Source organism: uncultured Adlercreutzia sp., assembly GCF_958431955.1.
Classification (GTDB): domain Bacteria; phylum Actinomycetota; class Coriobacteriia; order Coriobacteriales; family Eggerthellaceae; genus Adlercreutzia.
The window spans coordinates 23,059-42,639 of sequence record NZ_CAUASN010000021.1 but is presented as its reverse complement, the minus strand read 5'-3'; the positions used below and the strand labels follow the sequence as shown (position 1 = coordinate 42,639).

At 66.4% G+C, this 19,581-nt stretch carries 10 protein-coding genes and 1 pseudogene; all 11 read right to left on the bottom strand.

Going from position 1 to position 19,581, the window contains the following annotated elements; all coding sequences use genetic code 11:
* Positions 1 to 2,212 (bottom strand): annotated as a pseudogene (locus tag Q5064_RS07690) (hypothetical protein); the annotation flags it as partial.
* Entirely contained in the window at positions 2,155 to 4,959 is a 2,805-nt protein-coding gene (locus Q5064_RS07685; protein WP_302963589.1) for a hypothetical protein, read from the bottom strand. The gene Q5064_RS07685 and the pseudogene Q5064_RS07690, both read right to left, overlap by 58 nt.
* On the bottom strand, positions 4,901 to 5,215 hold the full coding sequence (locus Q5064_RS07680) for a hypothetical protein (RefSeq protein ID WP_302963587.1): 315 nt from the start codon (positions 5,213 to 5,215) through the stop codon (positions 4,901 to 4,903). Before Q5064_RS07680 ends, Q5064_RS07685 begins: the two co-directional genes overlap by 59 nt.
* 235 nt (positions 5,216 to 5,450) lie before the next feature.
* Positions 5,451 to 11,027 carry an isopeptide-forming domain-containing fimbrial protein gene (locus Q5064_RS07675; protein WP_302963585.1) on the bottom strand — a complete coding sequence of 1,859 codons (5,577 nt, stop codon included), beginning with the start codon at positions 11,025 to 11,027 and terminating at the stop codon, positions 5,451 to 5,453.
* A gap of 197 nt (positions 11,028 to 11,224) precedes the next feature.
* Positions 11,225 to 11,941: a histidine phosphatase family protein gene (locus tag Q5064_RS07670; protein WP_302963584.1), complete on the bottom strand. Its 717-nt coding sequence runs from the start codon at positions 11,939 to 11,941 to the stop codon at positions 11,225 to 11,227.
* 9 nt (positions 11,942 to 11,950) lie between these two features.
* A complete protein-coding gene (locus Q5064_RS07665; RefSeq protein ID WP_302963582.1) occupies positions 11,951 to 12,721 on the bottom strand; it encodes an amino acid ABC transporter ATP-binding protein in 771 nt (256 codons plus the stop codon).
* A 9-nt stretch (positions 12,722 to 12,730) separates the two neighbouring features.
* The gene (locus Q5064_RS07660) at positions 12,731 to 13,384 is read right to left on the bottom strand and encodes an amino acid ABC transporter permease (protein ID WP_302963581.1); all 654 of its coding nucleotides are present in this window, start codon (positions 13,382 to 13,384) and stop codon (positions 12,731 to 12,733) included.
* Between the two features lie 276 nt (positions 13,385 to 13,660).
* Positions 13,661 to 14,521: a transporter substrate-binding domain-containing protein gene (locus Q5064_RS07655; RefSeq protein WP_302963578.1), complete on the bottom strand. Its 861-nt coding sequence runs from the start codon at positions 14,519 to 14,521 to the stop codon at positions 13,661 to 13,663.
* 132 nt (positions 14,522 to 14,653) lie between these two features.
* Positions 14,654 to 15,817 (bottom strand): 4Fe-4S binding protein, encoded by a 1,164-nt coding sequence (locus Q5064_RS07650; RefSeq protein WP_302963576.1) that lies wholly within the window; start codon positions 15,815 to 15,817, stop codon positions 14,654 to 14,656.
* A gap of 19 nt (positions 15,818 to 15,836) precedes the next feature.
* Positions 15,837 to 17,087, bottom strand: coding sequence for a molybdopterin-guanine dinucleotide biosynthesis protein B (mobB, locus tag Q5064_RS07645; RefSeq protein ID WP_302963574.1), 1,251 nt, complete (start codon positions 17,085 to 17,087; stop codon positions 15,837 to 15,839).
* A gap of 705 nt (positions 17,088 to 17,792) precedes the next feature.
* On the bottom strand, positions 17,793 to 19,310 hold the full coding sequence (locus tag Q5064_RS07640; protein WP_302963572.1) for a sodium:alanine symporter family protein: 1,518 nt from the start codon (positions 19,308 to 19,310) through the stop codon (positions 17,793 to 17,795).
* Positions 19,311 to 19,581: the final 271 nt, after the last annotated feature.

Here is a 19,581-nt window from a genome sequence, read left to right as displayed (position 1 = left end):
CCTTGTCATCCCAGGTGGTGCCGTGGTCCTCGGGGTTGTAGGGGCCGGGCGGGGTCGGGTCGCGCTTGATGTCCACCGGGCCGGTCGTGGGCTTGTCGGGGTCGGGCTTGGGCACCGTCTGCGAGGGCTGCTTGCCGAGCGGCACGGCCACATTCGCCAGGCTGCCGTCGCCGGAGAGCGCCTCGCCGGTCACCGTGCACTCGAAGGTAACGCTCGCCTCAGTGAGCCCGGGCACATCTCCCAGGCAGAAGCCGAGCGTGCGCGCCGCGGCGTCCCAATCGGCCTCGAAGTCCTTGTACTGCGCGCCGGCGGCGTCGGTCACCACCGCCGAGCCGGGCACGTAGGCCAAACCCTGGGGCAGCGGGTCTTTCACCACCACGTCGTAGTAGGAGCTGCCAGGCTTGGAGTTCGCCACCTTGATGGTGAAGCGGATGGTGTCGCCCACGAGCGCGCCGGACTGGTTCGGGCGGCTCGCGAAGCCGGGCGTCACGTTCTCGGCAGTCTTCGTCGTGGTGATGTCGCCGTTCGGGCGCGGGTCCACGTCGGCCGGAACCACCACGAGGTCGTGGTCGTTGCGATCGTCGGGGTCTACCGGATCGGGGCGCATCTCGGGGGTGATGGGCACCGTGACGATGACCTCCTCGCGGATGGGGTCGCCGTCCGGATCGTCGGGGTCAGGCCGCTCGATGACGACGGGGATGTCCACGTGATCGGCGTCCGGGTCCTCCTCGAGCTTCTTCTTGATCTGCTCGTCGAGCTCCTTGGCGATGTCGTCAGGCGACTCGGGATCGTCCTTGTCGCCGAACTTCACGATGACGTCGCCCTCCTTGATGGGCTGCTTGGGCGGCTGCGCGTCGGGGTCGGTCGGGTCGGTCGGGTCGGCCGGCTTGCTCGGATCGTCCGGGTCGGCCTCCACCGCCTCGTCGAAGGGCGAGCCGGGCTTCACCGGGCCCACGGTCACGCCGGGCTTCTTCGGCGTGTCGGGGTCGTCCGGATTGTCCGGGTCGGTCGGGTTGTCGGGGTCGTCCGGATCCGGGTCGAGCAGATCGCCGCCGAGAATCTCGGTGGCCGTGTCGGGATCGGGCACGATGGGCTCGGGCTCGGGCGCCGGCGCCGGGTTGGAGTCGGGCAGCGTCGGGTTGGCCTCGGCCTCAGCCGGCTGCACCTTCACACCGTTGACCGCGTCGATGCGGTTGTCCCAATCGAAGGCATCCGGGTTGATGCCGTAGACGCCCGACACCTCGGAGTGGCTCAGGAAGTCGGCCTTCTCGCCGGGCTTCTTGTTCACCACGTCGGGCTTCACCTCCACGTCCATCTTGAAGCGGTAGGACTGGTTGCCGAACAGGGTGGGCAGGCTCGCCACGACCACCTTGCCGTCCTTCACCTCGTAGTCGGCCTGGACCTCGTTGCCCTCGGGGTCGATGATGGTCAGCGCCTTGAACTCGGTGTCGGAGGGAATGCCCAGCTCGTACACCGGGTTGATGCAGGCCGTGTCGTTCCGCTCGTTCGTGGCCGTGATGATGTAGCGCAGCACGTCGCCGGGGCGGATGGTGCCGTCGGCGCGGCTCGTGTCGTAGGCCGTCTCGGTCATGGACAGCTTCGGCTCCTTGGCCAGGTCGGGGAAGACGTACACGTCGAAGCTCTTGGTCACGCTGCTGTAGGCGCCGGTGCCCTTGATGGTGGCCGTGATGGTGGTCTTGCCGGCCGACACCACCTTGGCGGCCGCGGCCACGCCGTAGTCGACCTTGCCGTCCACGTACTCGCGGTTGGTGGTGAAGTCGTTGGGCTCGATCTGGATGACGCCCGGGTTCGAGCTGGTGAACACGATGTCGCCGATGGAGTTGGTCTGCACGTAGAGCGGGAACCAGTCCTGGCGCGCCTCGGTCACCGCGCCAGTGTTCTCGTCCACCACGTCGCGGAACTCCGACACGTCGGTCTGCTCCTCCTTGCCCTTCACGGCGCCCGCAGCGTCCGTCCAGTCGCGCTCGGTCGCATCGTCCAGCTTCAGCTTGGCGTCGTTGGCCGCCTGATCGCCCTCGGCGAGCCCCTCGCCGTTGGGCACGTACCCGGTGCCCTTCTCGTTGAAGAGACGGAAGTCGGGCGTGGCCAGCTCGATCTCCACGGGCGTGAGTTCGTTGGCCGACTCGTAGTAGTTCAGGTAGGCGGAGTCGTTGTGGGCGGGCTTCCACGTCTCGCGCGGCTCGACGCCCATGATGCGGCCAAAGCCGAGGCCACGGCAGCGCCGGCGGCGGCCTCGTCGCGCGGGTCGGAGCCGGCCTTCGCGCTCGTGTACTCCACGTACACGTGGTGCTGGTTGCCCTCGTCGGACTTGTCCTCCAAACCGAAGGCCTCCAGCTGGCCACGGGTCAGGTTGAAGTAGGCCATGGTGTGCTCGCGGCCGGTGGCATCGGTCTTTATCCAGGCGCTCTTGAAGTTCTCGTCCTCCAAATCCTCGCGCGTGAACTCGATGATGCCGCCGAAGCGCTCGGGCACCGCGCGCCCGTCGATGTACAGCTGCAAACGGCCGGTGGGCGCCTTGCAGGTGGTCTTCGACATATCGGAGCCGTTGGGATAGGTGTCGCCGAAGGGCAGCTTGTCGCTCGTCACGTCCACGGGCACCACCAAGTGGTTGTTGGTGGCGGTGTTGAAGTTGCCTGCGTTCTCGTCCTGGGCCCAGGTGGGGGCAGTGTACTCCTTCTCCACCTTGTTGCCGTCGGCATCCGTCGTCTCCAGCTTCAAGGGCTCGGTCAGCTCCCACGACGTCTTCGACATCACCGGGGAGATGACCGCGCTACCCGTAGCCGCATGACCCCAGTAGGTCTGGGCGAAGGTGGTATTAGCGGCGTACTGGTCGGAACGCACCTCGATGTCGTAATGCCCCGCATCGGCCGGCGTCGAGGTGCCCGTGGTGGCCGCGCTGATGGGAACTCCGTTCTCGTCTACCTGCTGGTAGTTGTATTTGATCTTCTCGTTGTTGTCTAGCAAGCCGTTTGCGGGATTGTCCACGGGAATCGGCGTTTGCTTCACATCGATCTTCTGAAGTGCCTCGCCGTCGTAGTACTTGCTCCACGTCTTGGCCACGAAATCCTTGTCGAGCTCGAACGTCTCCCACTCCTTCGCGATGGGGTTCTGGCCCGGGGCCAAGTTGTCGGTCGACCCTACGGGCAGCGTGGTGTTGGAGCTGAGCGGCTTGTCGCTGGCCGTCGGGTTCTCGTTGATGTAATAGGAGAAGTTCGCGTCGATCTGGTGCTCCGAGTTCGTGCCGTCGGGAAGCCAGAGATACAGCTTGCCGTCGTTGAGGTTGGAGGGAGCGCCATAGAGGGGATCGGTGAGGAACTTGTCGATCAAAAGCTCCCACGACTCCAGCCGTGCGTTGAAGTTGGGGGTCACGCCCTCCTTGTCGGCCATGGCCTGGATCTTCGACTTCACATCCACGGTGAGCATGCCGACCTTGTTGGTCTTGTCGGGCGTGCCGTCGGGCAGAAGGGCACCGTAGGCCTTGCCGTCATTGTCGTTCCCCTGGAACTTGTACTGGTTGCCGCGCTTGCCGCAGAAGACCGAGCCGCCGGTGATGACCACGTAGCCCTTGTTGCCGCCGATGTCCTGGAATCCAGCTTCCTGGCTCGAATCGGCCGAAGGCAGAAGCGTACCGCCGGTAATGAGAATCATGCGTCCCTCGTTGGAGCCTCCACAGCCCTGACCGAAGGCGTTGCTGTGCTGCCAGCCCTTCGATTCGACGAAACCGCCGTTGATGGTGATATCGCCGGCAATCGTGTGGTTGGCCTGGCGCGAGAGCAACGCGTCACGCAGGGGCATCGTCACCTTGCTGCGACTCATTCCGCCCGTGTACGTGCATCCCCCGCCGATACCGGCGCCATGGAGCGACCCGAGCGCGATGATGTGGCCGCCGTTGATGGTAGTGGTCGTGCTTCCGCCGGCATGACCGCCGCCGATGCCGCAACCCGAACCATCACCCCGAGGATCGTTGGCCGTGGCGGTGATGTTGCCGCCGTTGAAGGTCATGTCACCGCTGTTCTCTACCGGTCCGCCGCCGATAGCCGCCGAGCGAACGCCGCCGTAGACATACAGCTCGCCCACATCCCAACTCTCGAGATTAGACAGGCTCGATACGAGATCCTTGCCGACGCCCGTCGAGGTGACGGTATCGCCGTTGCGATCGACGTAAGTGACCCCGGCGGGAATCATGCCCTGCTCGGGAACAATGGGGTTGCCCTTCACGTCCACATTGCGCACGCCGTCGTCCACCACGAGCACAGAGCCCTCGCCGCAGCGCAAGCCGGGAAACTGGTTGTTGCCGTCCGTCTGGCTCGTAGCCGACGCGTGCGAGGAGCGCAGCGTGTTCACCGTCCCATCGGCCAACGTGAGGTGAACGGTCGTCTTGTCCTTAATCTCATCGCCCGACACCTCCACGGTCATCGTGGAGTTCTGCGTGCTGTTCGTGGCAATATTGAACGGCAGCTGGGCCGTGATGTTCACGCCCGCAAGGGTGATGTCGGCCTTCACTCCCGGACTGATGTAGATTGCCGTCGAGGCGGCGGTGGCCACGCCGTTGGTATTCTTGATAGTGTAGGTGCCGTCGTTTTTGATGACGAGGGACGACATGGTGGTCGTCGCGCTGCCAGACACAACGATGTCGCGACCGTTCTGAATTTGGGCCGTCTCGTTGTTTCCGCGACCGACGCGCGCATAGGTCACCGTTTCCAGGGCGTAGTCGGTGCCGGGGGTGCCGCCTTTGATGGAAAGGCCGCCGTAGTCGGTGAAGCCGTCGCCGTCGGCCTGGGGCGCGGGCTCGCCTTCCTCGGACGCTACCGCGATGCCGTCGTCGGATTGGGCCGCGGGGGCGGCAGTGGGCGCGTCCTCTCCCTCGGCTGCGGCGTCGTCAGCGTTGGAGGCACCCCCCCGTGACGGTTTCGGCGCCCTCGGGGGCGTCCGGGGCATCCGGAGCATCGGGCTCGGCCGCGGCGCCGTCGCCCGCGGAGACGCCCGCATCCGTCACATCGGAGGGCGCAGCGCCCTCAGCGGCCCCGTCGACCGCATCGCCTGCGGACTTGTCGTTCACTTCAAGGGAATCGGAAGCCGCCGCGTTGGGCTCCCCGTAGGCGAAGGCGCCCATGGACGGCAGGGCAAGACCTGCCGCCAGCGTCACCGCCAGGATGCAACGAAACAGCTTCGACTTTCGCACGTTATCTCTCATTGCTTGCTCCCACCTCGCCAGCCAGCGGCCCGAGACCGCGGAAGCTGGCCTGTTCTCGGTATAGGTGTCGTGAAGTATACGCCAACCTAACGCTTTTTCAACAGAATCGCGCCACTTGTAACCAAAGGCGCGCCAACCCTCGGGAAAAACCAGGGGTTCCAGCGGAATTCAGCCGATTCCGCTGGTCAAAACCTTAAGCCTTCCGCTCAACGTTCAGGCGGAAGGCGCCGGGCCCTCACTCCCTGCGGCGCATGCGCGTCATCGCGATGATCACCATGCAGCCGGCGGTGCAGGCGAGCACCACCATGAGCGACCCGCGGGCCGCATCCCCCGTCTGCGCGAGGTGTAGCAGGGTGCGATGGGTCTTCTCCTCAGTGGCGGCGCCGCCGTCCTCGCGGTCGTCGGGCAGGATGCCGCCCGCGGCGTTCACGTCCTCAGACGGGTAGACCGGATCGGGGTTGCTCACGCCGGGACGCCCCTCCACGTAGGACGGCCAGCCCTCGGCCGGCACGAAGGGCCCGCCGGGCGCAGAGCCCATGCCGCCGGGCTCGCGAGCGGAAGGCAGCGTGCCGTAGGCCGTGGCCGTGTTGCCCACGTCCTTGCCCAGGGCATCCTCGGTCACGAGCGCCTCGAAGGTCAGCGTCACGCTGGCGCCTCCCGGCAAGTCGCCGCAGGACACCGCCAGCACGCGCGTCTTCACGTCGTAGCAGCTCGCCGGCACCTCGTGGGTGGCGCCCGCGGCGTCCACGAGCGTCATGCTGCCGTCGAGCACCTCGAGCCCCTCGGGCACCTCGTCGCGGATGACCGCGTCGTACCACATGGAGTACTCCTTGGTGTTGCCCAGCACGATGGCGTAGCGCACCGTGTCGCCCACGTGCGTGCTGCCGTCGTCGCGGTCGAGGTTCAGAGCGGTCTTCGCCAACGTGATATCGGCCGGGCCCTCCTCGTCGTCGACGAGCTTCGGGTCGGACGGCGACGGGTCGCCCACGGTGGCCGGCTCGGAGGGCGGGATCACGATCTCCTCGTCGTCGGGGATGTCGGGGAAGATGTCCTTGATGCCCTCGATGACCTCCTTCTCCTTGTCGTCCCAGGTGGTGCCGTGGTCCTCGGGGTTGTAGGGGCCGGGCGGGATCGGGTCGCGCTTGATGTCCACCGGGCCGGTCGTGGGGTTGTCGGGGTCGGGCGCGGGCACCGTCTGCGAGGGCTGGGTGCCGAGCGCGGTGGCCACGTTGGCCAAGGTGCCCTCACCCGAGAGCGCCTCGCCGATGACCGTGCACTCGAAGGTGACGCTGGCCGCCTGCTCGCCGTAGATGTCGCCGAGGCAGAAGCCGATGGTGCGCGAGGAGGCGTCCCAGTCGGCCTCGAAGTCGCGATGCTCGACGCCGGCCGCGTCGGTCACCACCGCCGAGCCGGGCACGTAGGCCAGGCCCGCCGGCAACGGGTCTTTCACCAGCACGTCGTAGTAGGCGCTGCCGGGCTTCGAGTTCGCCACCGTGATGGTGTAGCGCACCGTGTCGCCCACGAGCGCCACGGCCTGGTTGGGCCGCACGGCGAAGCCCGGGGTCACGTTCTCGGCCGTCTTCGTCGTGGTGATGTCGCCGTTCGGGCGCGGGTCCACGTCGTCGGGCACGACCACCAGGTCGTGGTCGTCGCGGTCGTCGGGGTTTACGGCCGGGGGCCGGTAGCCGTCGGGAATGGGCAACGTGACGATGACCTCCTCGCGGATGGGGTCGCCGCCGGGATTGTCGGGGTCGGGCCGCTCGATGACGACCGGGATGTCAACATGGTCGGCGTCCGGGTCCTCCTCGAGCTTCTTCTTGATCTGCTCGTCGATCTCCTTGGCGACCTCATCGGGCGATTCGGGGTCTTCCAAGTCGCCGACCTTCACGATGACGTCTCCCTCGCCGATAAGATCGTCCGGCAGCGCGGGCGGCTCGGGCTCCGGGTCCTTCGAGCCCTCCGGCTCCTGGGAGGTGGGATCGGCGAAGGCCTCGACCTCCTCCACCGGCTCGCCCGTCTCGGTGTTGATGCGCGTGTCCCACTCGAAGGCGTCGGGGTTGATGCCCCACACGCCCGTGGCGCTCGACTCGCTGCGCAGGGCCAGATCGGCCGGGCTCTTCCCCACCACCTGGGGCTTCACCTTCGCATCGAGCGCAACGCGGTAGGACTGGCCGCCGAACAGCGCCGGCAGGCTGTCCACTACCACGGTATCGCCCTCCAGGCGATAGGCCACGTCGCTTACCACGTTGCCCTCCGGGTCGGTCACCGTCAGGCCCGCGAACTCGGTGTCGGCCGGCACGCTCACCGTGAACACAGGGTTCAGGCACGCCGAGTCGGCCGTGGTGTTCGTCACCGTGGTCGTGTAGCGCAGCACGTCGTTGGGCCGGATGGTGCCGTCGGCGCGCGTGGTGTCGCGGGAGATCTCGCTGATGGCCAGCTCGGGCTCGGTGTCAAGATCGGGGAACACGTACAGATCGAAGCTGCGCGTGAGACTGCTGTAGGCACCCGTTCCCTTGATGGTGGCCGTGATGGTGGTCTTGCCCGCCGACACGACCCGCGCCTTGGCGCCCACGCCGTAGTCGGTCTTGTTCGGCTCGTAGGTGCGGTTGGTGGTGAAGGCGTTGGGGACCATGGACACCACGCCCGTGTTCGAGCTGGCGAACTCGATGTCGCCGATGGAGTTCGTCTGCACGAAGGCGGGGAACCAGTCGGGCACCGCGGCGCGGGAGGCGCCGTCGCGGAAGTCGGCGACCTGCACCTCGTAGGACGCCTTGCTGTGGTCGGCATCCAGCTTCAGCAGCTTGTCGTTGGCCTCCTTCTCGCTGTCGGCGAGCCCCTCGCCGTTGGGGATGTAGCCCGTGCCGTTCTCGTTGTACAGGCGGAAGTCGGGCTCGGTCAGCTGGATGGTCACCTCCACCGCGTCGCTTCGGGAGTCGTAGTAGTTGCGGTAGGCGGAATCGGGCAGCGCGGCCGCCTCGCGCGTGGCGGCGAGCGCCGCGCGGGTGAGGGCGATGGCCCCGCTCCCCTCCTCGGAGGCGAGTTGTGGCACGGCGGCCGGCGCGGGCGGCTCGTAGTCGGGGTCCACCGTGGTGAACGACACCGACACCTCGTGCTTGTTGTCAGCCTCGGACTTGTCCTGCAAGCCGAAGCCCTCCAGCTGCGAGCGCGTGAGGTTGAAGTAGGCGATGGTGTGCTCGCGGCCCTCGCCGTCGACGACCACCTTCACGTTCTGGGCCGTGCCGGCGTCCACCGCGTCGCGGTCGAAGTCGATGACGCCGCCGAAGGCCGCGCCCACCGGCTCGTCGTCGAGGTAGAGCTGCAGGCGTCCCATCGGGGCCTTGCAGGTCTTCTTCGACATGTTCGAGCCATCGACCACGTCCCCGTTCGGCAGCGTCCAGCTGGTGATGTCCACGGGCACCACGAGGTGGTTGTTCGTCGCGGTGTTGTAGTCCTCGGAATCCTTGTCGTCCTGCACCCACTCGGGCCCGGAGAACGCGCGCTCCTCCCCGTCGATGGTCAGCTTCACCGGCTCAGTGGGGACGAGCTCGGTCTTGGAGTTCACCGGCGAGATAGTGGCCCAACCCGTGGCGGCATGGGCCCAGTAGGTCTCCTTGAAGCCATCCGTGTTGGCGTACTCGGTGGAGATGATCTCCACGTAGAAGATGCCGCTGTCCGACGGCATGCTCTTCGCGCCCACGGCGCTCTCGATGGACGAGCCGCCCTGGTAGTCGTAGCGCTGGGCGTCGTAGGTGATGAGGTTGGGGTCGGTGAGCGCGCCTCCCTTGGGGTTGTCCACGGCGATGTGGGTGGAGGGGTCGTTCTTCTTCACGCCGACGTCGGGCAGGTTCTCGCCGTCGTAGTACTTGCTCAGGTTGCTCGTGAACGCCTCGGGCAGCTTGAACACCTCGGTCTCGCGCGGCTGGGACACCTCGCCGCTGTCGCCGGTGGGCGGCTGGGTGGTGTTGGAGGTGACCACATCGTCGCCCACCTTGTAGCCGAAGTTCACATCGATGCGGTTGTCCTTGTTGATGCCCTCGGGCAGCCACAGGTACAGCAGGCAGTTGTCCAGGCGCGACGGCGAGCCGTATACATACTTATAGGTGGTGCCGTCGGGCTGGGCGACGGGAATCTCCTTGAACTTGTTGATGAGCAACTCCCAGCTCTCGATGCGGGAGTTGTAGAACGCCTTGCCCGGGTCGGTGGTGCCTAAGAGCGAGGGGTCGTTGGCCACCGCCAGCGAGTCGATCTTCGACTTCACGTTCGTCGTGGTGAGCGCCACCTTGAAGGTCTTCTCGGGGTTGCCGTAGGCCAAGCCCACTCCGGCGTTGCCGTTGAACTTGTACTTCCCGGCCGCGTCCTTCGTGCAGTTCACCGAACCGCCCGTGATGATAACGTCGCCGCCCGTACCACCGATGTCGTACATGCCGCTCTCGGAAGCCGGCAGCAGCGTGCCGCCCGTGATGAGGATGGTGCAGCCCTTAGCCGTGCCGCCGCAGCCCTGGCCGAAGGCGTTGCCGTGCAAGCCGCCCTTGGCCTTCAGGAAGCCGCCGTTGATGGTGATGTCGCCGCAGAGCGTCTGCGTTGCGGCAGTGCCGCTCTGGCCGCCCACGGTGAGGCCCGAGTAAATGGCGTCGTCGAAGGGATAGGTGCGGTAGGCCCAGTTGTTCTTGCCGTCGCCGGTGCTGGTATTGGGGCTGTGGGACCAAATGCCCGCGCCGATGGCCGATCCGTGGTAGGAGCCGTAGGCATCCACCGTGCCGCCGTTGAAGACCATCTGGGTGCCGTGCCCGGCGTAAGCGCTGCCGATGCCGGCGCCGTCGCTGTAGTCCCAGTTGATCTGAGCCGCGTCGTTGAGAAGGGGGTCGCCGTTCAGGGCCCAGGCCTTCGCCGTGATGTCGCCGCCGTTGAACACCATGAGACCCGCATTCTCCACCGAGCCGCTGCCGATGCCGGCCACACGGTAGCCGCCCTGGGCCAGCAGGCTGCCGGGGTCGTCGCTCTCCAGGTTGCTCATGGAGTTGGAGCCGTCCTTCGCGGCGGCCGTGCGGCGGTTCCCTGCCTTGTCGGTGTACACGGTGCCCTCGGGAATAAGGCCGTTCACGGGCGTGATGGCGGCACCGCTCGCATCGACGTTGGCCACCGCATCGTCGATGTAGAGCTCGGAGCCCTCGCCGCAGCGCAGGCCGGGCGCGTGGTACTGGGCAACCGCCAGAAGCTCGTTCTCGCTGCCGTCGGCCAAGGTGAGATGCAGCTTGGTGGCCGCCCCGGCCAGGGTCTTGTCGGTGGTGCGAGGGTTCTTCGAGTTCGTGACGATGTCGCAGGGCACCGGCGCGGAGATCTTCACGCCGTCGAAGGTGAGGTGCGCGTCCACACCCTTCTCGATGCGGATGCCCGTCGTGGCATGGGCCACGCCGCTCTTGTTGGCAACGGTGAGGGGCGTGTCCGTCTTCACGACGAGCATGGGAATGCTCGCGAGATCGGACAACGTCGCCGTACCCGTATGGGCACGGCGGCTGTAGCTCACCGTCGTGAATTCGTAGTCGACGCCCTCGGTGCCGCCTACGACCTCGAGGTCGTAGGTACCCGTCCAGGCCGCCCGGGGCTCCGCGGCCGCCGTGGCGATGCCGGCGGTCAGGGCCTCGGCGACGCCGGCGGCGTTCGGCGCGATCTCTTCAGTTGCGGGGGACGACCCCGTCTCAGACGCTTCTCCCGTTGCGTTTGCCCCGTAGGCCATCGTGGCCGTGGCGGGCAGCATGAGCCCTGCGGCCAGCGCAACCGTCGTAATGCAGCGAAGCGTTCTCCGTTTAAGCATGTGTGCCTTCATTGCATCTCTCCGTCTCAGTTTTCAAGCCCCTCGCAGAGCACACCGATGCCGGCCCTTTGCAGAGAGGTTCTCCAAGTATACGACTTTTCAGCAAGAAGATAACGAATTGCCAACGGCAACGGGAGGATTTCGCAGCGGAGCGCGCCCACACGAAGGGCTCCCAAGCCGGCGCGGGGCCTGCGCGCCTAGCGGACGGCGTGGAGGTGGGCGGTGGTGCCGATGGGGCCCACCGACACGGCGCCGTCGTTCCACACCACCTTGGTGATGGAGGCGTTCTCGATCTTGGCGGGCGAGGCCACGCGCTCGCGGGCGTAAAGGAACACGAGGGCGCGAATGAGCATGGCATGGGACACCACGAGCACGTTGCCCCCGCCGCGCTTCTCCACCGAGCGCCCGCAGTCGTCGAGGAAGCCCTCGATGCGGGCCGTGATGGAGGCGAAGTCCTCGGCGCGATGGGCCGGGTCGGTGTCGCTCAGGTAGTCGGCGATCTCGTCGAGGCGGCGGTTCTGCTCGTGGCGCGGAATATCGTCGCCGAACAGGTCGAACAGCCGATTGCGCAAGCGGCGCGAGGGCTCGCCTTCCAAATCGCCGAAGCACCATTCGCGCAGCCGCTCGTCCTCGCGCATGGGCACCGTCGGCCCCACGGGAAACGACGGGTCCTCGCCGTGACGGCGCATGCGCTCGTTGCGCCGCGACTCCAGGGCGATGGCGAGGGTCTCGCGGGCCCGGGAGGCGTCGCTGGAGCACGCTCCCACGAAATCGACGTCGGCAAGCCCTGCCCCCAGGCGGTAGGCGTCGTACATGCCCTTCGGCGTGAGCGGGGAATCGCACCAGCCCTGCACGCGGTTCTCCACGTTGAACTGGGTTTCCCCATGGCGCGTGAAGTAGAACGTGACCGTCATGGCGCGCCGCTAGTCGCGGTCGTAGTTCGCCAGGAAGGCCCGGGTGCGGTCGTGGCGGGGGTTGTTGATGACCTCGCTGGCCGGGCCCTGCTCCACGATGACGCCGCCGTCCATGAACAGGATCTGGTCGGCCACGTCGCGGGCGAAGCCCATCTCGTGGGTGACGATGACCATGGTCATGTGCTCGGCCGCCAAATCGCGGATGACCTTCAGCACCTCGCGGGTGAGCTCCGGGTCCAGCGCGCTCGTGGGCTCGTCGAAGAAGAGCACGTCGGGGTTCATGGCCAGCGCCCGGGCGATGGCCACGCGCTGCTGCTGGCCGCCCGACAGGTCGCAGGGCACCATGGACTCCTTGCCGGCGAGCCCCATGCGAGCCAGAAGCTCGCGGCCGCGGGCGAGCGCCTCGTCCTTCGGCACCTTCTGCACGCAGATGAGCGCGTCGGTGACGTTTTCCAGCACGGTGTAGTGCGGGAACAGGTTGAAGTTCTGAAACACCAGGCCGTAGCGGGTCTTCGCCTTCGCGATGGTGGCCTTGTCGCCGTACACGGAGCGCCCGTCGGCCCCCTCGGCGCACACGACCAGATCGCCGTAGGCGAGGCTTCCCGCATCCAGCGTCTCCAGCAGCGTCATGCAGCGCAGAAGCGTCGACTTGCCGCCGCCCGACGGCCCGATAACCGCCAGCACGTCGCCTTTGTTCACCGTGAGCGAGATGTCCTTCAGAACCTCGTTGTCGCCGAAGGCCTTCTTGGCGTGGGCGAGTTCAACAACAGCGTTTCCCATGGACGCCCCCTAGTCGTGGTAGTAGTCGAGTCGCTTCTCGACGCGGTTCAGAATGAATTCGATGATGAGGCAGAACACCCAGTAGATGAGCGCCGCGATGGCGTAGGGCACCATGGACACCTCGCTGGCCGCGAGCGCCTTGGCCGCCGAGAACATCTCCATGATGCCGAGCACGAAGGCCAGCGACGTGTCCTTCACCAACGTGATGATCTCGTTGCCCATGGCCGGCAGGATGCGCTTGACCACCTGGGGCAGCACGATCTTCATGAAGGTCTGCGCCTTGGTGTAGCCGAGCACCGTGGCCGCCTCGTACTGACCGCGCGGAATGGACTGGATGCCCGAGCGGTAGATCTCCGCGAAGTAGGCGGCGTAATTCAGGATGAAGCCGATGGCGCAGGCCCAGAACTTCCAGTCGCTGCCCAAATTCAGGCCGAGCAGGTAGTAGGGGCCGAACATGATGGCCATGAGCTGCAGCATGAGCGGCGTGCCGCGCAGGATGGAAATGTAGAGCTGGGCGATCCAAGCTATCGGCTTGAAGCGGCTCATGCGGGCCAGGGCGATGACGACGCCCAAGGGCAGCGAGCCTATGAGCGTGATGACGAAGATCTGGGCCGTCAGCCCGAAGCCCTCCATGAGGATGCCCATCATAACGGGAAATTCCACCAGCCCACTTCCTCTCTCTGCCAGCCTGTGCCCGAGCGCCCATGATACCGCACCCGAGCGCCACGAAGGGCGAAGCCCCACCGGACTTCGCCCTCCCTTAAATTAAATCCACCAACTCCGGGACGCGCCCAAGGAAGTCAGCGAGGTTGCGACAGGTGCCTGGATCTGCGCTGAAAGGCGGCTGAGCGGCCTTCGTGCCGCGAAGGAAAGCCTTGAAGTGCAGAGGCAGGTGCCTGTCGGAACCGCAGCATCGGCGTTGATTAATGGCAGAAGCCATTAATCAACAAGAACCCAGTTGTCGATAGTGATGCCGTACTCGCCCCACTTCTCGCAGAGCTTCTCGATGGTACCGTCGTCGTACATCTCCTTCAGGGTCTTGTTCACGGCATCGATCATGGCCGCATCGCCGTCCTTCGCGAAGCCCACCGCGTAGTGCTCGGTGGACAGGGGCTCCAACTTCACGAACATGTCGGGCTTGGCGGCCATCTGGTAGTCGGCGATGGACAGGTCACACGCCACCGCGTCGACCGCGCCGGACTCCAGCTGCATGAAGGCGTTGTTGTAGTCTCCGATGGTCTGGGCCGCGCCGCCGGCGAAGGTGTCGGCCAGGGCCTTCTGGCCCTCCTCGTCCTGGAGCACGTCGAGGGCGGCGGAATCAACCTGGGTCATGACGTTCTTGCCGGCCAGATCCTCCAGGCTCTTGATGCCCGAGTCGGCGCGCACCACCACGACCTGCTCGTTGAGCATGTAGGGGTCGGAAAAGGCGTAGTCGTTCTCGCGGCCCTCCATGGTAAATCCGTTCCAGATGCAGTTGATGGTGCCCTGGCCCAGCAGCACGTCCTTGGCGTCCCAATCGATGGCCTCAAGCTCCAGGTTCCAGCCGTTGCGGGCGGCCACCTCGGTGGCCAGGTCGATATCGAAGCCGGTCAGGTTGCCGTCCGGCCCGATGAAGCCGTAGGGCGGGTAGGCGTTGTCGAGGCCCACGATGAGCGTGGGGGCATCGGCTGCCGGCGTGGCCGCCGCATCGGAGCCGCCGTCGGTGGCGGGGGCATCGCTCGCACCCGAGCAGCCGGCCAGAAGCGCCGCGCCCAGGGCCAGCGCCGCGGCCACGGCCGCGAACTTCGTCATCTTCTTCATAGGTTCCTCCCCTATCGTCGTCGCGGGGCGCGCCCCGCCTCTCCCGGGACGGCCTCGTCCCTTCGCTTTATGACTCTACCGTACTAAAGTACCGAAAGTGTTGCTGAGTATAGCACGGCTCGCGCAGGCCGCCTACTTCTTTCGGTTAAAAAGCTTGTTGCCGCTCTTAGAGGCCGATATCTCCACGAGGCGCGGCTCGAAGTCGAAGAGCTCCGCCAGGGACACCACGGGCACCACCTCGATGCACTTCTTCAGGCAGGCGTCGGCGCACAGGTTGCACTGGGTGCACTCGGCCATGGAGAACTCCATGTAGGCGCGGTCCTTGTCGGGGTGCACGTCCAGGCTTTTGCGCAGGGCGTCGGTGGGGCAGAACATCACGCACATGCCGCAGCCTGAGCACTTCTCCGCGTCCACCTCCACATCGCCGAAGACGCGGGTGAACATCTCCTCCTCCGCCGGCTCGCCGATGCGGGCCATCGCGTCTAAGATCTCCAGGTTGCGCTCGGCGTTGATGGTGGGCATCTTCCCCGCGCCGTTCTTCACGCCGAGCTTGTCGCGCAGCGACTGCTCCTCCTTCTGCAGCTTCAGCTGCTTGAGCTTGTCATTGACCATCTTCTCGGCGGCCGACTTCGCCACGTCCTTGGCGTAGTGGCCCGTGGAGGTGAAGAACTCGCGCCGCGCCGCGCCCACGGCCTTCTGCAGGTCGGCCACGCGCACGGCCTCGGGGAACTCGGAGGTGCGCGTAATGACGGCGTCGGAGCCCACCGCGGCCAGAAGCTCGCGGGCCGAGGCCACGGTGTCGTCCATGGCCGGCACGGCGCCGCGGTACTTGCAGGTGGAGCACACCCCGTCCACCAGCTGGATGTCGGTGATGCCGCGGGCCGCCAGCTCCACGACGAGCTGCTCGTCCATGCGCGCGAGGCACGGCACCACGGCGTACTTGTCGGGGTCGCCTACCTGGCGGGCCGCCTTGCGGGCGCAGGCGATGACCGTCACGCCGTCGGCGGCAGGGGTGGTGGCGGCCACGGCGGCGGCCAGCTCCTCTTCCATGGGATCCACCGAGATGAGCGCGCTCGTGGGGCACACGGCGATGCACGCGCCGCAGGCCACGCAGGCGCCGGCGTCTATCTCGAGCTCGTTCTTCTCGATGTGGATGGCGTCGGCCAGGCAGGCGTCGATGCACTTCTGGCAGGTGGAGTGCCGGTTGCGCACGGCCACGCAGCGGGTGGGCACCGTGATGACCGCCTTGGTCTCCAGGGCGTCCACCATCTCCATGATGTCGTTCAAGTTGGGCATGGGGCGTTCGTCCTCTCGGCTATTCTCCCAGATAAGATTCTTCGATGCGCGCCAAGTCCTCGGGAGTGTTGGCGTTGATGAAGCAGCCGCCGCGCGGCTCCACCTCCAGCACGCGCTCCTGGGCGAAGGGCAGCACGGTGATCGCGGGGTCGGAGAAGAAGCTCTGCACGCGCTTCTCCCCCTCCTCGGCGCGGCGATGCACCACCGGCGCGCAGGTGTCCTTGCGGTACATCGCGTGCAGGGGCTCGAAACCGTGCTTGTTGTGGGGGGTGACCACATCGGCGCCGCTCTCGTGCATGGCGAGCGCCTCGGCCACTACGAGCCGCGCGCTGGCGAACACCATGTCGCAGGCCACCACGGCCACGTAGGGGTTGCGGGCCGCCGAGAGCGCCGTGTACATGCCCGGCAGCGCCCCGCGCTCGTTGTAGGCGTCGGGCACGAGGCGGATTCCCAGGTCGGGATACATCTCGTGCAGGAATTCGAGGTTTGGCGCCTCGTTGGTGGTGATGATGAGCTCGTCGGCCACGGGGGCCAGTCGCTCCACGATCCGGCAGATGAGGGGACGCCCCGCGAAGGGCACCGTAGCCTTCGAGCGGCCCATGCGCCGTGACTCGCCGCCGGCCTGGATGACCACCGACACCCGCGGGCGCACGTAGCGCTCGGCCAGGAAGTCGGCCAGCGCCGCCGTGTCCTCCAGGCCGATGGCCGGGATACCGTAGAGGGCCGCCGCCTCGCGGGCAGCGGGAATGTCGGTGACCACGGCCACCGTAGCAGCCGTCGGCATCTTCTCGCGCTCGTCGGCGGCGAAGGGGCTCTCGGCACGGCCGAGCTGCACGTGGTCGGCGCCGAGGGGCTCACCCGCCTGGGCAGCGGCTAGGAACACCTCGGCGGTGTGGGCGTCGGCGGCGTTGGCCTGGCGCATGATCTCGATGGTGGGAAGCCCGCTTTTGCGGTAGCCCTCCACCACCACGATGTCGTGGCCGGGCATCGATCGCACCAGCTCGCTGCACTCCACCTCGCCCTCGATGGTCTTCATGCGCGCCACCTGGCCCGGCGCGGCAATGACCGTCTCAGAGGCCCCGGCGGCGCGATGGCGGTAGGAGTCCTTGCCCGGGTAGTCGATGTCGAAGCCGCGATGGGAGTGGTGCTTGATGGAGCCCACGTCGTAGCCCCGGTCCACCAGCTCAGCGATGAGCCGCTCGATGAGCGTCGTCTTCCCGGAATTGTGCCGCCCCACAATGGCAACAGCCGGGCTCGGAATATCGATCATGGCATCCCTCGGCCTTCTTAACGGGCGCCCCGCCTCCCCAGGCTCGCAGCACGAGTACTGCCGGGTTTGCGCCCCTCGTCTTAGTTCGGAAAAAGTATAGCACGCCACCCCGCCCCAGGGGATGAGCAGCCGCTTTTCCGCTTTCCTGGCCAAAAACCGCATGTTCGCTCGCGCGGAGACGCGCAAACTTGCCCCGAGCACGTCCCTTGCGGCACGCTTTCACGTTCCCCTGGCCAAAAACCGCGTGTTCGGTTGAGCGAAGCAGCGCAAGCCGACCCCGAGTGCGCCCTTACGACACGTTTTCGCCCGTTCCTGGCCAAAAACCGCGCGTCCGGTTGAGCGAAGCAGCGCAAACTGGCCCCGGGCACGCCCCTTGCGGCACGTCAAGAGGCTCCCCGGGTCAAAAACCGCATGTCCGCTCACGCGGAGACGCGAAAAGGGGCCGCCGAACGGCTTTCGCGCCGTCCAGCGGCCCCTCAAGGGTCAGAAAACGTATCTTCGCTCGAGCGAAGAGCCCGATTCAGGCCTGCCGCAGAATGCGACCGCGGGCTGCGGCCACTTCAGGCCTTCTCACGGGCCGCGGCCGCGGGCTGCGGCCACTTCAGGCCTGCCGCGGGATGCGACCGCGGGATGCGGCCACTTCGGACCTTCTCGCGGAATGCGGGCGCTTCGGATCCCGTCGCGGGGATACGGCCCAGAGCGAGCTTACTTCAGGCCCTCGGTCTCGAAGTTGGCGGCTTCCTCGATGTACTCCTCAACTGGATTCTCGCCGTAGCTCGGCAGATCCTCGGTGGTCCAGCACTCGCACGCCGGCATGCCGGGCACGCTGGAGGCCAAGAACACCGGGTCCTTGCCCGCCTTGCGCTGACGGGTGTAGTCGTCGAGCGCCGCGAGGGCCCACTTGCCCAGAAGCAGGATGGCCACAAGGTTGATGATGGCCATGAAGCCCATGAAGATGTCGGCCAGGTTCCAGGCCAGATCGAAGCTGTTCACACAGCCGTAGAAGATGGCGGCCAGGCACAGCACGCGGAAGACCACCATGCCCCACTTCGTGTTCTTGAAGATATAGCGGAAGTTGGTCTCGGCGTAGAAGTAGTTGCCGATGAGGCTGGAGAACGCGAAGGCAAAGATGGCGAAGGTGATGAAGTGGATGCCCACCTCGCCCACGGAGTTCGCCACGGCCAGCTGCACGAGCGGCATGCCGTTCAGGGCCTGGGCGGCGGTGGGATCCTGCACCCAGAAGATCATGACCATCATGGCCGAGCAGGTGCAGATGAGCAGCGTGTCGATGTACACCGACAGGCTTTGCACGAGGCCCTGCTTCACCGGGTGCGACACGCTGGCGGTGGCGGCGGCGTTCGGCGCCGAGCCCATGCCGGCCTCGTTGGAGAACAGACCGCGCTTGATGCCGAGCATGACCACCGAGCCCGCGAAGCCGCCGGCGATGGACTGGAAGTTGAAGGCCGACTGGAAGATGGTGCCGAACACGGCCGGCAGCTCACCCAGGTTGGTCACCGTGGTCCACACGGCCAGCACGATGTAGGCGATGGCCATGATGGGCACGATAATGGAGGTGATGATGGAGATGCGCTTCGCGCCGCCGAAGATGACGAAGGCGGTGAACACGATGAGCACAATGCCCACACCGATGGCCGTGCCGTTGGTGGCGTAGTCAGGAATGTAGTACTCGAGAGCCGAGGTCATGTTGAAGGCCTGCAGCCCGTTGAAGCCGAAGGCGAAGCACAGGATGAGCGCCCAGGCGAAGATGATGCCAAGCCAGCGCTGCCCCAGGCCCTGCTGGATGTAGTAGGCCGGGCCGCCGCGGAACTCGCCCTCCTTGCCGCGGATCTTGTAGATCTGGGCCAGGGTGGACTCAATGAAGGCCGACGCCGCGCCGATGAGCGCCATGAGCCACATCCAGAAGATGGCGCCCGGGCCGCCGGTGGCCACAGCCGTGGCGATGCCGGCGATGTTGCCCGTGCCCACGCGCGAGGCAGTGGACACCATGAGGGCCTGGAACGACGAGATGGACTTCTGCCCCTCGACGTGCTTCTTCTCGGTGAGCTGGGTGAACATGTCCTTGATGTAGCGGATCTGCACGCCCTTGGTGCGGATGGTGAAGTAGATGCCCACGAACACCAGCAGGATCACCAGGATGTAGGTGTACATGAAGGAGTCGATCTCGCCCGTCCAGGCGACGAGCAGGTCATTCAGTTCGGTCATGGACCCTTCCTTTCCGAAAGGCGCGCGGCCCCTGCGGCCGGCATGCCTTCCCAGTCGGGGCACGTCTTTCTGCGCGCGAATCGAGCACGGCGCGCGCCGGCGCCCTCCTGCGGGCTACCGTCGCGGACACGCTGCCCGCGACACGCAAGATTCGCGATAGGAAAACGGCCTCTTGGACACCGCGCGCCGGCCCCTACCGGCGCGCCATTCATGACCCGTATTCTACACTACAGGCAACTAAAGCCCTGCGAGGTTGGAAGGATATTTTGCC

Excerpts from the sequence above, each read along its gene's own strand:
- Q5064_RS07685 (WP_302963589.1), bottom strand. The coding sequence starts at position 4,959 with ATGCCCCGGACGCCCCCGAGGGCGCCGAAACCGTCACGGGGGGGTGCC.
- Q5064_RS07680 (WP_302963587.1), bottom strand. The coding sequence starts at position 5,215 with ATGAGAGATAACGTGCGAAAGTCGAAGCTGTTTCGTTGCATCCTGGCG.
- Q5064_RS07675 (WP_302963585.1), bottom strand. The coding sequence starts at position 11,027 with ATGCTTAAACGGAGAACGCTTCGCTGCATTACGACGGTTGCGCTGGCC.
- Q5064_RS07670 (WP_302963584.1), bottom strand. The coding sequence starts at position 11,941 with ATGACGGTCACGTTCTACTTCACGCGCCATGGGGAAACCCAGTTCAAC.
- Q5064_RS07665 (WP_302963582.1), bottom strand. The coding sequence starts at position 12,721 with ATGGGAAACGCTGTTGTTGAACTCGCCCACGCCAAGAAGGCCTTCGGC.
- Q5064_RS07655 (WP_302963578.1), bottom strand. The coding sequence starts at position 14,521 with ATGAAGAAGATGACGAAGTTCGCGGCCGTGGCCGCGGCGCTGGCCCTG.
- Q5064_RS07650 (WP_302963576.1), bottom strand. The coding sequence starts at position 15,817 with ATGCCCAACTTGAACGACATCATGGAGATGGTGGACGCCCTGGAGACC.
- mobB (WP_302963574.1), bottom strand. The coding sequence starts at position 17,087 with ATGATCGATATTCCGAGCCCGGCTGTTGCCATTGTGGGGCGGCACAAT.
- Q5064_RS07640 (WP_302963572.1), bottom strand. The coding sequence starts at position 19,310 with ATGACCGAACTGAATGACCTGCTCGTCGCCTGGACGGGCGAGATCGAC.